The organism is Dyella marensis (assembly GCF_900112865.1).
In the GTDB taxonomy this organism is placed as follows: Bacteria; Pseudomonadota; Gammaproteobacteria; order Xanthomonadales; family Rhodanobacteraceae; genus Dyella_D; species Dyella_D marensis_A.
Map to the genome: position 1 here is coordinate 55,594 of NZ_FONH01000010.1, position 14,704 is coordinate 70,297.

Annotated in this window: 19 protein-coding genes, 1 tRNA gene and 1 other RNA gene; 7 read left to right on the plus strand and 14 right to left on the minus strand. The window is 67.2% G+C overall.

Annotated elements, in window-relative coordinates:
* Positions 1 to 61 precede the first annotated feature (61 nt).
* Entirely contained in the window at positions 62 to 847 is a 786-nt protein-coding gene (gene speD, locus BM172_RS13930; RefSeq protein WP_026633844.1) for an adenosylmethionine decarboxylase, read from the plus strand.
* Between the two features lie 53 nt (positions 848 to 900).
* On the opposite strand, the gene coq7 is transcribed toward speD, so the two are convergent.
* Positions 901 to 1,542 (minus strand): 2-polyprenyl-3-methyl-6-methoxy-1,4-benzoquinone monooxygenase, encoded by a 642-nt coding sequence (gene coq7, locus BM172_RS13935; RefSeq protein ID WP_026633843.1) that lies wholly within the window; start codon positions 1,540 to 1,542, stop codon positions 901 to 903.
* 11 nt (positions 1,543 to 1,553) lie between these two features.
* Positions 1,554 to 2,756, minus strand: a complete 1,203-nt coding sequence (locus tag BM172_RS13940) for a (Fe-S)-binding protein (protein WP_026633842.1) — start codon at positions 2,754 to 2,756, stop codon at positions 1,554 to 1,556.
* Between the two features lie 130 nt (positions 2,757 to 2,886).
* Between BM172_RS13940 and rplM the strand changes: the two genes are divergently transcribed.
* The 4 genes from rplM to BM172_RS13960 all read left to right on the plus strand — a co-directional run bounded on the left by rplM (position 2,887) and on the right by BM172_RS13960 (position 4,986).
* Positions 2,887 to 3,315, plus strand: a complete 429-nt coding sequence (gene rplM, locus BM172_RS13945; protein WP_026633841.1) for a 50S ribosomal protein L13 — start codon at positions 2,887 to 2,889, stop codon at positions 3,313 to 3,315.
* Positions 3,316 to 3,324: 9 nt separating this feature from the next.
* The gene (gene rpsI / locus BM172_RS13950; RefSeq protein ID WP_026633840.1) at positions 3,325 to 3,717 is read left to right on the plus strand and encodes a 30S ribosomal protein S9; all 393 of its coding nucleotides are present in this window, start codon (positions 3,325 to 3,327) and stop codon (positions 3,715 to 3,717) included.
* Between the two features lie 69 nt (positions 3,718 to 3,786).
* A tRNA-Gln gene (locus tag BM172_RS13955) sits at positions 3,787 to 3,860 on the plus strand.
* Between the two features lie 253 nt (positions 3,861 to 4,113).
* Positions 4,114 to 4,986 (plus strand): hypothetical protein, encoded by an 873-nt coding sequence (locus tag BM172_RS13960; protein ID WP_026633839.1) that lies wholly within the window; start codon positions 4,114 to 4,116, stop codon positions 4,984 to 4,986.
* Between the two features lie 47 nt (positions 4,987 to 5,033).
* Here BM172_RS13960 and rpiA read toward each other — a convergent pair whose 3' ends face one another.
* The 6 genes from rpiA to BM172_RS13990 all read right to left on the minus strand — a co-directional run bounded on the left by rpiA (position 5,034) and on the right by BM172_RS13990 (position 7,612).
* Positions 5,034 to 5,669 (minus strand): ribose-5-phosphate isomerase RpiA, encoded by a 636-nt coding sequence (gene rpiA, locus BM172_RS13965; RefSeq protein ID WP_026633838.1) that lies wholly within the window; start codon positions 5,667 to 5,669, stop codon positions 5,034 to 5,036.
* Positions 5,670 to 5,691: 22 nt separating this feature from the next.
* The gene (locus tag BM172_RS13970; RefSeq protein ID WP_026633837.1) at positions 5,692 to 6,144 is read right to left on the minus strand and encodes an EVE domain-containing protein; all 453 of its coding nucleotides are present in this window, start codon (positions 6,142 to 6,144) and stop codon (positions 5,692 to 5,694) included.
* Positions 6,141 to 6,764, minus strand: coding sequence for a 5-formyltetrahydrofolate cyclo-ligase (locus BM172_RS13975; protein ID WP_026633836.1), 624 nt, complete (start codon positions 6,762 to 6,764; stop codon positions 6,141 to 6,143). The genes BM172_RS13970 and BM172_RS13975 overlap by 4 nt, the downstream gene beginning before the upstream one ends.
* Before the next feature lie 103 nt (positions 6,765 to 6,867).
* Positions 6,868 to 7,054, minus strand: a non-coding RNA gene (ssrS, locus tag BM172_RS13980) — 6S RNA.
* 7 nt (positions 7,055 to 7,061) lie between these two features.
* Positions 7,062 to 7,367 (minus strand): cell division protein ZapA, encoded by a 306-nt coding sequence (locus BM172_RS13985; RefSeq protein ID WP_026633835.1) that lies wholly within the window; start codon positions 7,365 to 7,367, stop codon positions 7,062 to 7,064.
* 8 nt (positions 7,368 to 7,375) lie between these two features.
* The gene (locus BM172_RS13990) at positions 7,376 to 7,612 is read right to left on the minus strand and encodes a TIGR02449 family protein (RefSeq protein ID WP_026633834.1); all 237 of its coding nucleotides are present in this window, start codon (positions 7,610 to 7,612) and stop codon (positions 7,376 to 7,378) included.
* Between the two features lie 102 nt (positions 7,613 to 7,714).
* Here BM172_RS13990 and BM172_RS13995 point away from each other — a divergent pair, with 102 nt between their 5' ends.
* Both BM172_RS13995 and BM172_RS14000 read left to right on the plus strand, forming a co-directional pair.
* Positions 7,715 to 8,281 carry a UPF0149 family protein gene (locus tag BM172_RS13995; RefSeq protein WP_026633833.1) on the plus strand — a complete coding sequence of 189 codons (567 nt, stop codon included), beginning with the start codon at positions 7,715 to 7,717 and terminating at the stop codon, positions 8,279 to 8,281.
* Positions 8,236 to 9,588 carry an aminopeptidase P N-terminal domain-containing protein gene (locus tag BM172_RS14000; protein WP_051548353.1) on the plus strand — a complete coding sequence of 451 codons (1,353 nt, stop codon included), beginning with the start codon at positions 8,236 to 8,238 and terminating at the stop codon, positions 9,586 to 9,588. Before BM172_RS13995 ends, BM172_RS14000 begins: the two co-directional genes overlap by 46 nt.
* A 99-nt stretch (positions 9,589 to 9,687) precedes the next feature.
* On the opposite strand, the gene cydX is transcribed toward BM172_RS14000, so the two are convergent.
* From cydX to pepQ, 6 genes are all read right to left on the minus strand, one after another.
* Positions 9,688 to 9,792, minus strand: coding sequence for a cytochrome bd-I oxidase subunit CydX (cydX, locus tag BM172_RS14005; RefSeq protein ID WP_081805025.1), 105 nt, complete (start codon positions 9,790 to 9,792; stop codon positions 9,688 to 9,690).
* 15 nt (positions 9,793 to 9,807) lie between these two features.
* Positions 9,808 to 10,938 carry a cytochrome d ubiquinol oxidase subunit II gene (gene cydB, locus BM172_RS14010; protein WP_026633831.1) on the minus strand — a complete coding sequence of 377 codons (1,131 nt, stop codon included), beginning with the start codon at positions 10,936 to 10,938 and terminating at the stop codon, positions 9,808 to 9,810.
* Between the two features lie 11 nt (positions 10,939 to 10,949).
* Positions 10,950 to 12,527, minus strand: a complete 1,578-nt coding sequence (locus BM172_RS14015) for a cytochrome ubiquinol oxidase subunit I (protein ID WP_026633830.1) — start codon at positions 12,525 to 12,527, stop codon at positions 10,950 to 10,952.
* Positions 12,524 to 12,760: a cytochrome oxidase putative small subunit CydP gene (gene cydP, locus BM172_RS14020; RefSeq protein WP_026633829.1), complete on the minus strand. Its 237-nt coding sequence runs from the start codon at positions 12,758 to 12,760 to the stop codon at positions 12,524 to 12,526. Before cydP ends, BM172_RS14015 begins: the two co-directional genes overlap by 4 nt.
* 127 nt (positions 12,761 to 12,887) lie before the next feature.
* A complete protein-coding gene (locus BM172_RS14025; protein ID WP_051548352.1) occupies positions 12,888 to 13,277 on the minus strand; it encodes a flagellar basal body-associated FliL family protein in 390 nt (129 codons plus the stop codon).
* Between the two features lie 80 nt (positions 13,278 to 13,357).
* A complete protein-coding gene (pepQ, locus tag BM172_RS14030) occupies positions 13,358 to 14,680 on the minus strand; it encodes a Xaa-Pro dipeptidase (RefSeq protein ID WP_026633828.1) in 1,323 nt (440 codons plus the stop codon).
* Between the last annotated feature and the right edge of the window lie 24 nt (positions 14,681 to 14,704).

The following is a 14,704-nucleotide window of genomic DNA, read 5'->3' on the forward strand; positions in this document are numbered from 1 at the left end:
GGGGACCCTTGTAGCTAACCCGCCTCTGCTGCTGGCCGTCCCCCGGCCATGGAGAGTCGTTGTGGTGAAACCCCTCCCGCGCCTGCGCCTGCAGGGCTTCAATAATCTGACCAAGGCCCTGAGCTTCAACATCTACGACATCTGCTACGCAGTGTCGGAAGAACAGCGCCAGCGCTACATCGAGTACATCGATGAGCAGTACGACGCCGACCGCCTGACCCAGATCCTCACGGACGTGGCGGAAATCATCGGCGCCAACATCCTCAACATCGCCCGCCAGGACTACGACCCGCAGGGCGCGTCGGTCACCATCCTGATCTCCGAGGAGCCGGTGGTGGAGAAGCTCGGCCGCGACACCATCTCCGGTGCCGTGGTGGCGCACATGGACAAGAGCCACATCACCGTCCACACCTATCCGGAAACGCATCCGCACAACGGCATCGCGACCTTCCGCGCGGATATCGACGTGGCCACCTGCGGCGTGATCTCCCCGCTGAAGGCGCTGAACTACCTGATCGACAGCTTCGAGTCGGACATCGTGATCGCCGACTACCGCGTGCGCGGCTTCACCCGCGACGTGAAGGGCAAGAAGCACTTCATCGACCACAAGATCAACTCGGTGCAGGACTACCTGGCCAAGCACATCCGCCAGAAGTACGAGATGTTCGACGTCAACGTGTACCAGGAAAACATGTTCCACACGAAGATGCACATCAAGGACTTCGACCTGGACACCTACCTGTTCGAGGCGCACGCGGACGATCTCTCGTTCAAGGAGCGCCAGCGCATCGAGTCCCTGCTGCGGCGGGAGATCGAGGAGCTGTTCCACGGGCGCAACCTGATGTGACTTACAAAAAACCCGCCGGAAGGCGGGTTTTTTTTGGGGGCTGGGCGGCGGCGTCAGATCCGGTACGCCACCTTCTTCATCACCATCGAGCTCAACTGCATCAATCCCGGAATGGGGAATGGCAACTCGATGCCGCCACGCTCCTTCGCATTCTCCGCGTGGCGCACCTCGTCCTCCTGCATCTGCACCAGCACGGCGCGCGAGCGCTGATCCTGTGCAGGCAGCGTTTCCAGGTGTTCCTCCAGGTGAGCTTCCACCTGGCGCTCCGTCTCCACCACGAAGCCCAGGCTGACCGGGTCGCCCGCCAGCGCGGCCAGCGCGCCGATCGCATAGCTGCCGGCGTACCACAGCGGATTGAGCAGGCTCGGGCGGCTGTCCAGTTCCTTCAGGCGTTCGGCGCACCAGGCGAGGTGGTCGGTTTCCTCGGCCGCGGCGTGCAGCAGGTGCTCGCGGTTCGCCTCGCTGCGCGCCAGCGCGGCCTGGCCGTCGTAGAGCGCCTGGGCGCAGACTTCGCCGGTGTGGTTGATGCGCATCAGGCCGGCGGCGTGACGGCGCTCGGCGTCGTCCAGTTCGGTCTCCTCGATGCGGGCGGCGGGCGAGGGGCGCGCGGCTTCGGGGCTGCCGGCGACCGTTTCGAGGGCGCGCTCCAGGCCGACCAGCAGGCGGTCGAGCGGCGACAGGGTGCGGACGTTCATGGCGGCCTCCATCAGGTTTCCAGTTGCTGCGCGAGCAGGACCAGCGGGTGCTGGTGCGGCCAGTCGCGCTCATTCTGCATGCCTGCGGCGAGATGCAGGCGACAGCCGATATTGGACGACAACAAGCGTCGCGGCGCCAAGGCGGCGACCTGCCGCAGGGTGTCCTCGCGCAGGCGGGCGGCGCGCTCGGGGAATTCCAGCACGTGCGTGCCGGCCGCGCCGCAGCAGTGCGGCGGTTTCGGCAGCGGCGCGACATCGAGCCCGGGCACGCGCCGCAGCAGGCGCAGCAGCGCGTCGTCGCTGCGGGCGACGTTGCTCTGCGTGCAAGGCAGGTGCACCGCCACGCGCGTGGGCAGCGGACGGAACGACAGCCGCTGTGCGCGTGCCGCCAGCAAGGCCATGGGATCGGCTACGCGGACGCCGGGCAGGACATGGCGCAGCGTGCCGACGCAGCCGGGCGTAACGGTCACCAGGTGATCCGCTTGCGCGTCTTGCCAGGCCGCGCTTACCTGTGCGGCCGCCTGCTCCGCCCTGGCAGTGTCGCCGCCATGCAGATCCATGGCGCCACAGCAGAATGCCGGAAGCTCCACCACGCGATAGCCGGCGGCGCGCAGCAGGGTGCGCGCGGCGCGTTGCGCGTCGGCGTCCTCGACACTGGCGATGCAGCCGGGGAACAGTGCGACGGTGTCGCCGTCCGCGGCTTTGTCGGAGGCTGGCTGCGCCAGGTAGGGCTCGGGCAGCGGTGTTCGCGGCCACAAGGCCAGCGCGCTGCGCAGCGCCGACCTGGCCGGCAGGCTTTTCGCGAGCGCCGATTTCCAGCCGGCGAAGCCCAGCCATCCCAGCCCGCGGCGCAGCCGGCGCCAGCGGCGGGGATCGCGGACCAGTCCGATTTCATGCTCGGGACGCTGCAGCGCCGGCCCCAGCAGCGCCCGCGTTTCCACCAGCAGCTCGCCATAGCGGACGTTGGCAGGGCAGACCTTCTCGCAACCCATGCAGCCCAGGCAGTGGTCCAGGTGCTCGCGCAGCTCGGCGGTCGGCGAAGCCTGTCCCCGCGCCAGCGCCGCGGCGATGGCGATGCGTCCGCGCGGCGACTCCGCCTCGTTGCGATCCAGCGCATAGGTAGGGCATACGGGCAGGCACAGGCCGCATTGCACGCACTGATCGGCCAGTGCGGCGATGCGTATGGGGGGCTTTTCTTCGGGCCGGTTCATCATGCTATTATTGCCAGCTCGCAGCCCGCCGACGGTGGGCTTGCGCGATCGATGCAAGCTCCGCTATCATCTCGCGCCTTTGCACCGCCGATTATGCCAACCGCCCATGTGGCGGCAGACTAGGTATTCCGAAATGAAAACGTTCAGCGCCAAGCCGGAAAGCGTCAAGCGCGATTGGTTCTTGATCGACGCGACCGACAAGACGCTCGGTCGTCTTTCGACCGAGATCGCCCGTCGCCTGCGCGGCAAGCACAAGCCGGAGTTCACCCCGCACGTCGATACCGGCGACTACATCGTCGTGATCAACGCCGAGAAGGTGCACGTCACCGGCGCCAAGCTGGACGACAAGATGTACCACCGCTTCACCGGCTACGTCGGCAACCTGAAGACCACCAGTCTGAAGGACATGCTGGCCAGCCACCCCGAGCGCGTCATCGAGATCGCCGTGAAGGGCATGCTGCCGAAGAACCCGCTGGGCCGCGCCATGTACCGCAAGCTCAAGGTCTACGGCGGCGCCGAGCATCCGCACACCGCACAGCAGCCGCAGGCGCTGGAAATCTAAGGAATCATCATGGCGATCCAGCAGAATTACGGCACCGGCCGCCGCAAGACCTCCGCCGCCCGCGTGTTCCTGCGCAAGGGCAAGGGCGACATCGTCGTCAACGGCAAGCCGCTTGATCAGTTCTTCGGTCGCGAGACCTCGCGCATGATCGTGCGCCAGCCGCTCGAGCTGATCGAAGCCACCGACAAGTTCGACGTCCTCGTGACCGTCGCCGGCGGCGGCATCACCGGCCAGGCCGGCGCCATCCGCCTCGGCATCGCCCGTGCGCTGATCGAGTACGACGAAAGCCTGAAGAGCCAGCTGCGCAAGGCCGGCTTCGTGACCCGCGACGCCCGTGAAGTCGAGCGTAAGAAGGTCGGTCTGCACAAGGCCCGTCGCGCTACCCAGTTCTCGAAGCGCTAATTCCCCTCGGGGTTTTCGCTTCAACGATACGGCGCATGCAGGTCAGAGCGCGCCGCATCGGCAGAATGTTGGGAGATCGTCTAACGGTAGGACAACGGACTCTGACTCCGTTTATCTAGGTTCGAATCCTAGTCTCCCAGCCAACATGAAGAACCCGCCCTTGTGGCGGGTTTTTTTTGTCTGTCGAGCACAGGTGGCGAACCACGTTCGACAAATTCGTCTGGAACGAATTTGGACAGCGCGAAGGGGCGAGCAATCCTAGTCTCCCAGCCAAGTCCGGAAAGCCCCTGGTAACCCCAGGGGCTTTTCTTTTGCGCGTCCGTTGGTGTGACTGGCCTCGCTTGACAGTCCGCAGGCCCAGGATCAGCCTGCCTCGGTCCAGGCAGGGGGTGGATCGTGGGCAGGACCAAGTCCGACCGGGCCGAAGGGGCCGACAAAGGCAAGGGCACCAAGCGCAAGGTCATCGAGCCCAAGACGCCCCATGTGGATTTCAAGGGGCCGAAGACCCGGGCCAAGGGGAAGGTGTCCCAAAAGGAATTCCTGGCTGCGATCGATATTGGCAACAGGCAGCCGACCATCAACATGCGCGGCGGTGTCGGCATTCCCGGCAAGCGCACCAAGCTCGCCGTGCAGAAATTCACTACGCTCGACTTTTCCAAGCTGAAAGGCGAGTTGTCACCGATTCTCGAGATGTCCAAGTCCGTCCGCGAGATGCGCGACCGCGGCGAAGGCATCGAGCCGATCCGCAAGAAAGTGAAGACGGTGAACCGGCAGGTGGTGTTCCAGAAGGGCGCCGAGGACGTCCACTCGCTGCATGTCGGCAATGACATCGCCGCTGTCTCGAATGGTCGCAACAGCAAGGTCTATGACTATCCGGACCTGGCGCCCAAGCTCGACAAGCGCCTGGCGCGCCCCAAGATCCGCGGCAAGACCTATTGGAAATCCGACCTGCCGCTGGGCGAGCGCCGCGCGCATGTCGCCGAGGGTTTCCAGCATCTGGTCGGCGGCAACAACGAGGAGGCGCAGAAGGCGTTCGGCAAGGCCGGCCTCACGCCGAAAGGCCAGAAGTGGATCAACAAGATGGGCACGCTGATGCTTGCCGAGCGCGGCCGCGAGCTGCATGGCGGAGGTGGCGACCAGGTCCATACCGCGCTGGGCCACGTTGCCGGCGATGGCAAGACAACCCGCAGCTTCAACGACGTCTTCGTCAAGCATGCCGAGACGCTGGCGCCGTTCGCGCTGCGCGGCGGCGCGAAGACGCTCAAGTAGTCGAGGCGCGACCGCATCCGCAGGAGCGGATGTGGCCGCGCAGCCGCTTACATCTCGCGGTCGCCGATCAGCACCACGTCCGCCGCGCGCTGCGCGAACAGGCCCACCGTGACAATGCCGGGAATCTGGTTCAGATCCTTTTCCAGCGCGACCGGATCGGCGATCTGCCACCCGTGCACGTCGATCACCCAGTTGCCGTTGTCGGTGACCACGCCATCGCGCCACACCGGGTTGCCGCCACGCTTGACGATCTCGCGGCCGACCAGGCTGCGTGCCATCGGGATCACCTCGATCGGCAGCGGGAACTTGCCGAGCAGCTCGACGCGCTTGCTGGAATCGATGATGCAGACGAACCTGGCGCTGGCCGCGGCGATGATCTTCTCGCGCGTCAGCGCGGCGCCGCCGCCCTTGATCAGGCGCTTGTACGGGTCGCATTCGTCGGCGCCGTCGACATAGATCGACAGCGGGCCGGTGGCGTTGAGATCGAGCACCGGAATGCCGACGCGCTTGAGCTGCGCGGTCGACTGTTCGGAACTGGACACCGCGCCCTGGATGCGGTCTTTCAGGTCCGCCAGCGCGTCGATGAAGAACGCCACGGTGGAGCCGGTGCCGACGCCGACGATGCCGCCGTCCTCGACGTAGCGGATGGCGGCTTCGCCCGCCAGGCGTTTTTCGTTGCTCATGGTGCAGTCCGCAGAGTGGGGGTTATTCGAGCGTGAGGATGTGGCGCCATTCGGCGGCAGCCACCGGCATCACCGACAGGCGGTTGCCCTTGCGCACCAGCGGCATGTCCATCAGGGCGGGATCGGCCTGCAGTTCCTTCAGCGAAATGGTGCGCTTGAGCTTCTTCACGAACTTCACCTCGACCAGCATCCAGCGCGGGTTGTCGCGCGAGCTGCCGGCGTCGAAGTAATGGCTCTTGGGGTCGAACTGGGTCGGGTCCGGATAGGCCTCGGTGACCACCTCGGCCACGCCCACGATGCCGGGCTCGGCGCAGTTGGAGTGGTAGAAGAACACCTTGTCGCCCTTGCGCATGCCGTCGCGCATGTAATTGCGCGCCTGGTAGTTGCGCACGCCGTCCCAGGCTTCCTTGCCCTTGCGCTTGAGGTCGTCGATGGAAAAGGTGTCCGGCTCGGACTTCATCAGCCAGTGGTTCATGCGTGGGCGTCTCCGTCGCCCGCCTCGGCGGGGTGGCAGTCGATCAGTTCCTGCTCGGTGGCGATGTAGTCCAGCGGCACGTCCCAGGCGGCCGGCTCGATCGCCGGCAGTTCCTGGAAGGCGTAGCCGATGCCGACCAGCAGCGGCTCGGTCGGGCGCGCCTGTTCCTGCAGGAAGGCGAAGGCGCGGTCGTAATAGCCGCCGCCGTAGCCCAGGCGGTTGCCGCGGCGGTCGAAGGCGAGCAGGGGCAGCAGGACCAGGTCGAGCTGGAAGGGTTCGAGCAGTTCGCTGGGGTTCGCCGGCTCGGGGATGCCGTACTGGTTCGGCTGCACGTCCTGGCCGGCGCTCCAGGGCGCGAAGCGCAGGCGCAGGCCCGGGCCGATCACCGGCAGCAGGAACTGCTGGCCGCGCGTGGCCAGCGGCGGGATGGCCAGGTTCAGCGGCAGCTCGCCGTTGGTCGCCCAATAACCGGCGACGCGCAGGTCGGTGTGGTACTCGGGCAGCTGTTCCAGGCTGCGGCGCAGCCCCTGGGCGGCGGCCATGCGCTGGGGCGGGGAGAGCTCGCGCCGGCGCTCGGCCAGCCGTTGGCGTAGCTCGCGGCGCTGGGCGGTGGCGTCCACGTCGGGGGTCTCCTCAAGAGAACGCCCGCAGCGCAAGCGCTGCGGGCGGTTTCCGCGGGCCCGGCCGATGTCGGAACAAGCTCGGCCGTAGCGGTAAAAGGTGGCGTCCACCGCGGTGCCGCTGCCCACCAAACGACCTTGATCCACGATGGATCAGGTGGGAGGGCTACATGGCCTCAAGGCTTTCCGCACGCAGCGGACATGCACAACAGCCGATGAAAAGCCGACCCGGGGCCGTATTTAGGAACAAGGCAAATGTAAGAGTGTGCTGGCGCACACCGCAGTAAACGCCGAGGACTATTTTAGTTGCGCATCGAGCGCCGCTTCAAGCTTGCGGCGCATGGCCGCAAGCGTATCGCCCACGCTCTGGTCCGCTCCGCTGTGCTGCTTGCGCAGAGCCAGGAACTCATGGGTGATGCTGATCGCCGCCAGCACGGCCAGGCGGTCGAAGCCGGGCGTCTTGGCGTTGGCGCGCAGTTCGCGCATCTTGCGGTCCAGGTAGGCGGCCGATTCGAGCAAGCCCTCCCGTTCCTCCGGTGCGCAGGCGATCAGGAATTCGCGATCGATCAGCCGCAGCGCGACCGGTTCACTGGAGGTGGTCATCTGGGTGCTCAGCCGTTGTTCTCAAGTGCCTTGAGGCGCTGGATCATTGCCTCGACGCGACTGCGCGCCTGTTCGTTGCGGGCCATCAGGCCGGCGCGCTCGCTGGCCAGCTGTTCCTGGCTGTGGCGCAGGCTGCGGTTTTCCTCGCCGAGCCGGCGCACCGCGTCCAGCAGGCGATCCACCTGCTCGCCGAGCGCGGCAAGTTCCTGCTTGACGGGATCATTGAACGGGGCGGGCGTGCTCATGCGCCGAACTATAGCAGGAGGTCCGGGCGTGTCAGCAGGCGCTTTCGGCGGTTTGCGGAGCGGTGCATTAAACTGGCGTCTTGACCCCGAAGGAGTATGTCCATGGCGCCTGCCGAGCTGATCGGTCACGAGGAACTGGACGGCGTCGCGGCGCGCCTGAAACTGGCCGTCGACGCCAGCGAACTGCACGGTTCGCTGTGCGGCTATCTCAGCGGCGGTGGCCGGGTCGGCAGGGATGCCCTGCTGTCGGTGCTGCAGCTGGACGGCGAGGAAGTCAGCCCTGCGGCCAACGACCGGGCGCTGCTCGAACGCCTGGTGCAGCAGAGCGAACAGGAGCTGGCCGATCCGGAACTTGGCTTCGAGCCGCTGCTTCCCGCCGCCGACCGCCCGCTGGAAGAACGCGCCGAATCGCTGGGCGACTGGTGCCGCGGCTTCCTCGGCGGCTTCGGCCTGGCCGGCCCGGACAAACTCGGCAAGCTTTCCGACGAGGCGCAGGAAATCCTGCGCGACCTGGCCACCATCGCCGCCTCGGAATTCGAATTCAGCGACAGCCGCGACGACGAGGACGCGCTGATCGAGCTGCACGAATTCGTGCGCGTCGCCGCCATGCTGCTGCACGCCGAATGCGTGGGTGGCCGCAACAAGCCCAACAGCGACACCGTGCATTGAGCATCGCGCAGGACGAATACGCCCGCCGTCGCCGGCAGCTGATGAAGATGGCCGGCGAGGACGCGGTGCTGCTGGTCGCCGCCGCGCCCGAACGCATCCGTAATGCCGATGCCGCCTGGCCTTATCGCCAGGATTCGGACCTGCACTACCTGGCCGGTTTCCCGGAGCCGGACGCAGTGCTGGCCCTGCTGCCCGGCCGCCAGCATGGCGAAGTGGTGCTGTTCTGCCGCGAGCGCGACGATGAGCGCGAGCGCTGGCACGGCGAGTCGATCGGCACCGAGCGCGCGGTGTCCGAGCATGGCATGGACGATGCATTCCCGATCGACGATATCGACGACATCCTGCCCGGCATGATCGAAGGGCGCGCCCGCGTCTATTGCCATTTCGGCCGCGAGCCGGAATTCGACGCCCGCCTGCTCGGCTGGATGCGCCGCCTGCGCCAGCTGCGCGGCGGCGGCGTGGTGCCGAAGGAATTCGTCGCGCTGGGTCATTTGTTGCACGACCTGCGCCTGTACAAGTCCCGGGCGGAACTGCGCCTGATGCGCAGCTCCGCCGCGATCGCCGCCGAGGCGCACCTGTCCGCCATGCGCATGGCGCTGGCGGGCCGGCACGAATACGAGGTGGAAGCCGAGCTGGTGCGCAGCATGCGCAGCCGCGGCGCGGTGCCGGCGTTCCCGCCGATCGTGGCCGCCGGCACCAACGCCTGCGTGATGCATTACACCGCCAACCGCGCACCGCTGCGCGACGGCGACCTGCTGCTGATCGACGCCGGCGCGGAGCTGGACTGCTACGCCTCGGACATCAGCCGCAGCTTCCCGCTCAACGGCCGCTACAGCCGCGAGCAGCGCGCGCTCTACGAAGTGGTGCTCGCCGCGCAGCAGGCGGCGATCGAGCAGGTGCGGCCCGGCCGTCCGTTCAGCGCCGCGCACAAAGTGGCCGTCTATCTGATCGCCGAAGGCCTGTGCTCGCTGGGCCTGTTGCAGGGCGACGCGGAGACGGCCATCGCCGAGGGTGCCTACAAGCGCTTCTTCCCGGCCAAGACCGGCCACTGGCTGGGCCTGGATGTGCACGACGTCGGCGATTACCGCATCGACGGCGAGCCGCGCATCCTGGAGCCGGGCATGGTGGTGACGGTGGAGCCGGGCATCTACGTGCCGCCCGGCGAGCGCTCGGTGCACGAGCGCTGGCGCGGCATCGGCATCCGCATCGAGGACGACGTGGCGGTGACCCGCGACGGCAACGAGGTGCTGACCGCCGCGGTGCCGAAAGAAGCCGAGGCGATCGAGGCGCTGCTGGCCGAGCGCTGACCTTCAGCACCCGGCGTAGGTTGGGGTGAGCGCAGCGAACCCCAACATGGCGGTGCGCCTGGGAAAGGTCATGTTGGGGTTCGCTGCGCTCACCCCAACCTACGGTTTGTCCTCATCCGATGCGCGCACCTCGTACCACATCGCATTGAGGATGCCGAAGGCGCAGGCCAGGCCCAGGCCGAGGATCCAGCTGAAATACCACATGGCTCAGGTCTCCGGTCAGTAACTGCGGTGCGTGCCGCGCACGTGGTCGAGGGTCACCCGGCCGCGCATCACCTTGAACACCCACGAGGTGTACAGCACGATCAGCGGCAGGAATACCGCGGTGGCGCCCAGCATCAACAACAAGGTGCTGCGGCTGGACGAGGCGTCCCACACGGTCAGGCTGGAACGCGGATCGAGGCTGGATGGCAGCAGGAACGGGAACAGCGCGAAGCCGGCCGAGAGGATGGTGCCGATCACCATCAGGCTGCTGCCGAGAAAGCCGCTCACCCGCTGCGTCGCCACCTGCCACTGCAGCACCAGCGCGCCGGCGAAGGCGGCGACCGGCGCGGCCCAGAACCACGGATGGCTCATATAGCTGGCGAACCAGCTGCTGCCCGTCGCCACCTGCTTGAACAGCGGATTGGACGGGCCGCCCGGCACCGCCTCGCTGGCGATGGCGTAGCCGGGAATGCCATAGGCCAGCCAGATGCCGGCACCCACGTAGAGCACCGCCCAGGCCAGGCAGGTCCAGCGCGCGATGCGCGCGGCGCGGGCGGCGATGCTGCGGTCGGCCTTGAATGCCACCCAGGCGGCGCCGTGGGTGAGCAGCATGCTGAGCGAGACCAGGCCCGCCAGCAGGGCGAACGGATGCAGCAATTCGAAGAAGCTGCCGTGCCAGCTCATGCGCAGATCGTCGTCGAAGCGGAACGGCAGGCCCAGGAACAGGTTGCCGAAGGCCACGCCGGTGAGCAGCGGCACCGTCACGCCGGAAGCCACCAGCACCCAGTCCCACAGATCCTGCCAGCGCGTGTGCTCGATCTTGCTGCGGAAATTGAAGCCCACCGGCCGCAGGATGAAGGCCAGCAGCACCAGCGCGATGGCCAGGTACATGCCGGAGAACGACACCGCGTACAGCATTGGCCAGGCCGCGAACGAGGCGCCGCCACCCAGCACGAACCACACCTGGTTGCCTTCCCAGGTCGGTTCGACGGTTTCCAGCAGCACGTGGCGCTCGTCGGAGTCGCGGCCGAGCAGGCGCAGCAGCGCCGCGGTGCCGAAGTCGTAGCCGTCGGTGACGGCGAAGGCGATCAGCAGGATGCCGAGCAGCGCCCACCAGATCACCCGCAGTGTATCGAGATCGAACATGGCAGGCTCCTTCAGTCTTCCAGGGCGGGACGCAGCGACGGGTCGCGTTCGACGACGGGCCAGATGCCCAGCCCGTCCGGCCCCTTGCGCGCGAACTTCAGCATCAGCACCGCGTCGACCACCGCCAGCGCCGTATAGAACAGCACGAAGCCGCCGAGCGAGGTCCATACCTGGCCGGTGGTCACGCTGGAGACGCCCAGCGAGGTCGGCAGGATGCCCTCGATCGCCCACGGCTGGCGGCCGTATTCGGCCACGATCCAGCCCAGCTCCGCGGCCACCCACGGCAACGGCAGGCTCCACAGCGCCAGCTTCAGGTACCAGCGGTTGCGATCGAGCCTGCGCCGGCTGGAGAGCCAGAACGAATAGCCGAACAGCGCGATGAAGTAGAAGCCGCAGGCAACCATGATGCGGAACGACCAGAACAGCACCGGCACGTTCGGAATGGTGCTGTCGGCGGCCTTCTGGATGTCTTCCGGGGTGGCCTTGCGCGGGTCCTCGACGAAGTGCTTCAGCAGCAGGGCGTAGCCGAGGTCCTTGTCGTGCGCGGCGAGAATTTCCTTGGCCTGCGCGTTGTGCTTGTCCTCGCGCAGCACCAGCATCGCATCGTAGGCGCGGATGCCGTTGTCGATCTTGCCCTTGGTGTCCTCGACCAGGTTATTGATGCCGGGGATCGGCTTGTCGATCGAGCGCGTGCCGATCAGGCCCATCACCCACGGCACCTGCAGGGCATAGTGCGTGGTGCGGTTCTTGACGTCCGGAATGCCGAACACGGTGAACGAGGCCGGTGCCGGTTCGGTCTCCCACATGGCTTCGATCGCGGCCATCTTCATCTTCTGGTTTTCCGACACCGCATAGCCGGACTCGTCGCCCAGCACCACCACCGACAGCGCCGCGGCAAGGCCGAAGCTGGCCGCGACCGTCATCGAACGCTTGGCGAAATCCACGTTGCGTCCGCGCAGCAGATACCAGGCGCTGATCGACAGCACGAACATCGAGCCGAGCACATAGCCCGCGCTCACCGTGTGCACGAACTTGGCCTGCGCCACCGGGTTGAAGAAGACCTCGGCGAACGAGGTCACCTCCATGCGCATGGTCTCGGGGTTGAAAGCCGAGCCCACCGGATTCTGCATCCACGCATTGGCCACCAGGATCCACAGCGCGGAGAGGCTGGTGGCCAGCGCCAGGAACCAGGTCACCAGCAGGTGCTTGACCGGAGAGATGCGCGTCCAGCCCATGAAGAACACGCCGATCAGGGTGCCTTCGAGGAAGAACGCCATCAGGCCTTCGATCGCCAGCGGCGTGCCGAACACGTCGCCGACGTAGTGGGCGTAGTAGGCCCAGTTCATGCCGAACTGGAATTCCATGGTGATGCCGGTGGCCACGCCCATGGCGAAGTTGATGCCGAACAGCACGCCCCAGAACTGGGTCATGCGTTTCCACACCTCGCGGCGGGTCATGACGTAGACGCTCTCCATGATGGCGAGGATCCATATCAGGCCCAGCGTCAGCGGCACGAACAGGAAGTGATAGAGCGCGGTCAGCGCGAACTGCAGGCGCGACAGGGTGACGACATCGGGGTCGATGATCATGGGTGGCCTTGGTTCGCGGCGGAAGACGAGGCGGCCGGCGCGAGCAGGTGCTCGATCGCCGCCGGACGGGTATCGGGACGCGGATGCGGCGCGATCGCCACCCACCAGATCAGGGTGAGCAGCACGATCTTGGCGATCACGATGAGGATCAGCTCGCGGGCCAGCCGGCGCAGCGGGCGGCCGCCGGCCTGGGTGCTGGCCGGACTGTCAGGTTGGATCGACCGCGTGCGCATCCGATGAGCCCCTGCATCAGCTGCAGCGGAGAATACGCCGCGCTCACGTCGATGTCGCGCGAAGCAATGACGCAGCGGCAGGCGGCCGCAGGGACTTGATCCCGGTCAGTTCGCCGGTGCGGGAGGCTCAGCCGCGCTCGTCGTCTTCGCTGTCGTCCGCGCCGTGGTCCCTGGCCTCGTCCAGCGGAATGCGCGTGCCGTCCTGCATGATCAGCACGCCGCCGTCGATGCTCTCGACATCCGCGCTCTCGGTGATGAAGCGCGCCACCACCGTGCCGCTGCCGCGCTCGCCGGTCACATGGAAGGCGAAGGTGTCGTCGTCGGGCTCGGCGCTGGTCGCGGCCCAGTCGAACTGGGTGCGGCGGATGGCGCCGATGTGTTCGGCGATGACCGGATCGGCCGCCATCGCCGTGGTGGCCTGCTGCTCGAACGCCTGCCAGCCCCACCACGCCAGCCCGCCGACGGCGGCCACGATACCCACCACCAGGCCGACCAGCAGCATCGCCCACAGGGGCATGCCGCGGCGTCGTGCCGGCCTGGGCGGCGGCGGGGGCAGCGGTGCAGGGCCGAGCGGCGGTATGGGATCCATGGGGTCGCTCATGCTTGCGCGAAGGCGTCGCGCGTGAGGTTCTCGGGTTCGCCGCCGGTGCACGCCACATCGTCTTCGATGCGGATGCCGCCATAGGGCTTGAACAGCTCGACGCGTTCCCAGTCGATGTCCTTCGCCACCGGGCGCTCGCGCAGCTCGGCCAGCAGCATGTCGATGAAGTACAGGCCCGGCTCGATGGTGACCACCATGCCGGGCTCCAGCGTGCGTGTCATGCGCAGGTAGGGGTGTCCGGCCGGGCGCGGGATGCTGCCGCCGCGCTCGCCCTGCTGGAAGCCGGCGACGTCGTGCACCTGCAGGCCGATCGGGTGGCCCAGGCCGTGCGGGAAGAACGCGGCGGTGACGCCGGTGGCCACCGCGCTTTCAGGCTCCATGCGGATGAAGCCATGCTCGCGCAGCACGCCGGCCAGCACGTGGTGGGCGTGGATATGCAGCTCCGGATAGCTTTGTCCCGCGCGCACCTTGGCGGCGAAGCTCAGCTGGGCCGCTTCGACGCTGTCGATCAGCGACTGGAATTGGTCCTCGCCGCGACCGGCATAGGTGCGCGTGATGTCGCTGGCGTAGCCGCAGGCATTGGCGCCGGCATCGATCAGGAACGAGCGGTGGTAGTCCGGCGCGACGTGATCGAAGTGCGTGTAGTGCAGCACCGCGCCGTGCTGGTTGAGCGCGACGATGCTGGCATAGGGCAGCTCGGCGTCGATCGCGCCGGCGGCCGCCAGATACGCCTGGTGGATACCGAGCTCGCTGGCGCCCGCGCGGAAAGCCTGCTCCGCTGCGCGATGCGCGCGCGCGCCGATGCGGCTGGCTTCGCGCATCAGTGCCAGCTCGTACGGCGTCTTGTACGAGCGATGCCAGTGCAGGATGTCGAGCACATCCTGCGGGTGGCCCGCTTCGATACCGGCAAGTGCGGGCTGGTCCGGCGCGATCACCGCGCGACGCGTCTGCGCGCCGGGCAGCTGCGCCACCGCTTCTTCCACCGTGCGCACCACGGCGATGTCGAAATGCTCGACCCAATAACCGCTGGGCGCTTCCGGCACCACGTGCCAGTAGTCGCGCGGCTGCAGGAACACCAGCCGCGGGCGCTGCCCCGGCGTATGCACGATCCAGCTGCCGGGCGCATCGGTCAGCGGCAGCCAGTGGCGGAAGTGCGGACTGGCGACGAAGGGGTAGTCCTGGTCGTCGAGGAACTTGCGCGGCGGCAGGCCGGCGGCGATCAGCAGATGGTCGTGGCCGGTCAACGCCAGCGCCTTGTCGGCACGCTCGCGCACGGTGGCCAGATGCTGGGGATAGAGCGAAGCGAGGCGGTCGATCATGGGGAGTCCTGGCTTGGGACCGTT

Coding starts and splice junctions, on each gene's coding strand:
- BM172_RS14015 (WP_026633830.1), bottom strand. CDS start 12,527: ATGATCATCGACCCCGATGTCGTCACCCTGTCGCGCCTGCAGTTCGCG.
- BM172_RS14025 (WP_051548352.1), bottom strand. CDS start 13,277: ATGCCCCTGTGGGCGATGCTGCTGGTCGGCCTGGTGGTGGGTATCGTG.
- BM172_RS13995 (WP_026633833.1), top strand. CDS start 7,715: ATGGCGCCTGCCGAGCTGATCGGTCACGAGGAACTGGACGGCGTCGCG.
- cydX (WP_081805025.1), bottom strand. CDS start 9,792: ATGTGGTATTTCAGCTGGATCCTCGGCCTGGGCCTGGCCTGCGCCTTC.
- cydP (WP_026633829.1), bottom strand. CDS start 12,760: ATGCGCACGCGGTCGATCCAACCTGACAGTCCGGCCAGCACCCAGGCC.
- BM172_RS14000 (WP_051548353.1), top strand. CDS start 8,236: ATGCGTGGGTGGCCGCAACAAGCCCAACAGCGACACCGTGCATTGAGC.
- coq7 (WP_026633843.1), bottom strand. CDS start 1,542: ATGAACGTCCGCACCCTGTCGCCGCTCGACCGCCTGCTGGTCGGCCTG.
- rpiA (WP_026633838.1), bottom strand. CDS start 5,669: ATGAGCAACGAAAAACGCCTGGCGGGCGAAGCCGCCATCCGCTACGTC.
- BM172_RS13940 (WP_026633842.1), bottom strand. CDS start 2,756: ATGATGAACCGGCCCGAAGAAAAGCCCCCCATACGCATCGCCGCACTG.
- BM172_RS13990 (WP_026633834.1), bottom strand. CDS start 7,612: ATGAGCACGCCCGCCCCGTTCAATGATCCCGTCAAGCAGGAACTTGCC.
- BM172_RS13970 (WP_026633837.1), bottom strand. CDS start 6,144: ATGAACCACTGGCTGATGAAGTCCGAGCCGGACACCTTTTCCATCGAC.
- cydB (WP_026633831.1), bottom strand. CDS start 10,938: ATGTTCGATCTCGATACACTGCGGGTGATCTGGTGGGCGCTGCTCGGC.
- pepQ (WP_026633828.1), bottom strand. CDS start 14,680: ATGATCGACCGCCTCGCTTCGCTCTATCCCCAGCATCTGGCCACCGTG.
- rplM (WP_026633841.1), top strand. CDS start 2,887: ATGAAAACGTTCAGCGCCAAGCCGGAAAGCGTCAAGCGCGATTGGTTC.
- BM172_RS13985 (WP_026633835.1), bottom strand. CDS start 7,367: ATGACCACCTCCAGTGAACCGGTCGCGCTGCGGCTGATCGATCGCGAA.
- rpsI (WP_026633840.1), top strand. CDS start 3,325: ATGGCGATCCAGCAGAATTACGGCACCGGCCGCCGCAAGACCTCCGCC.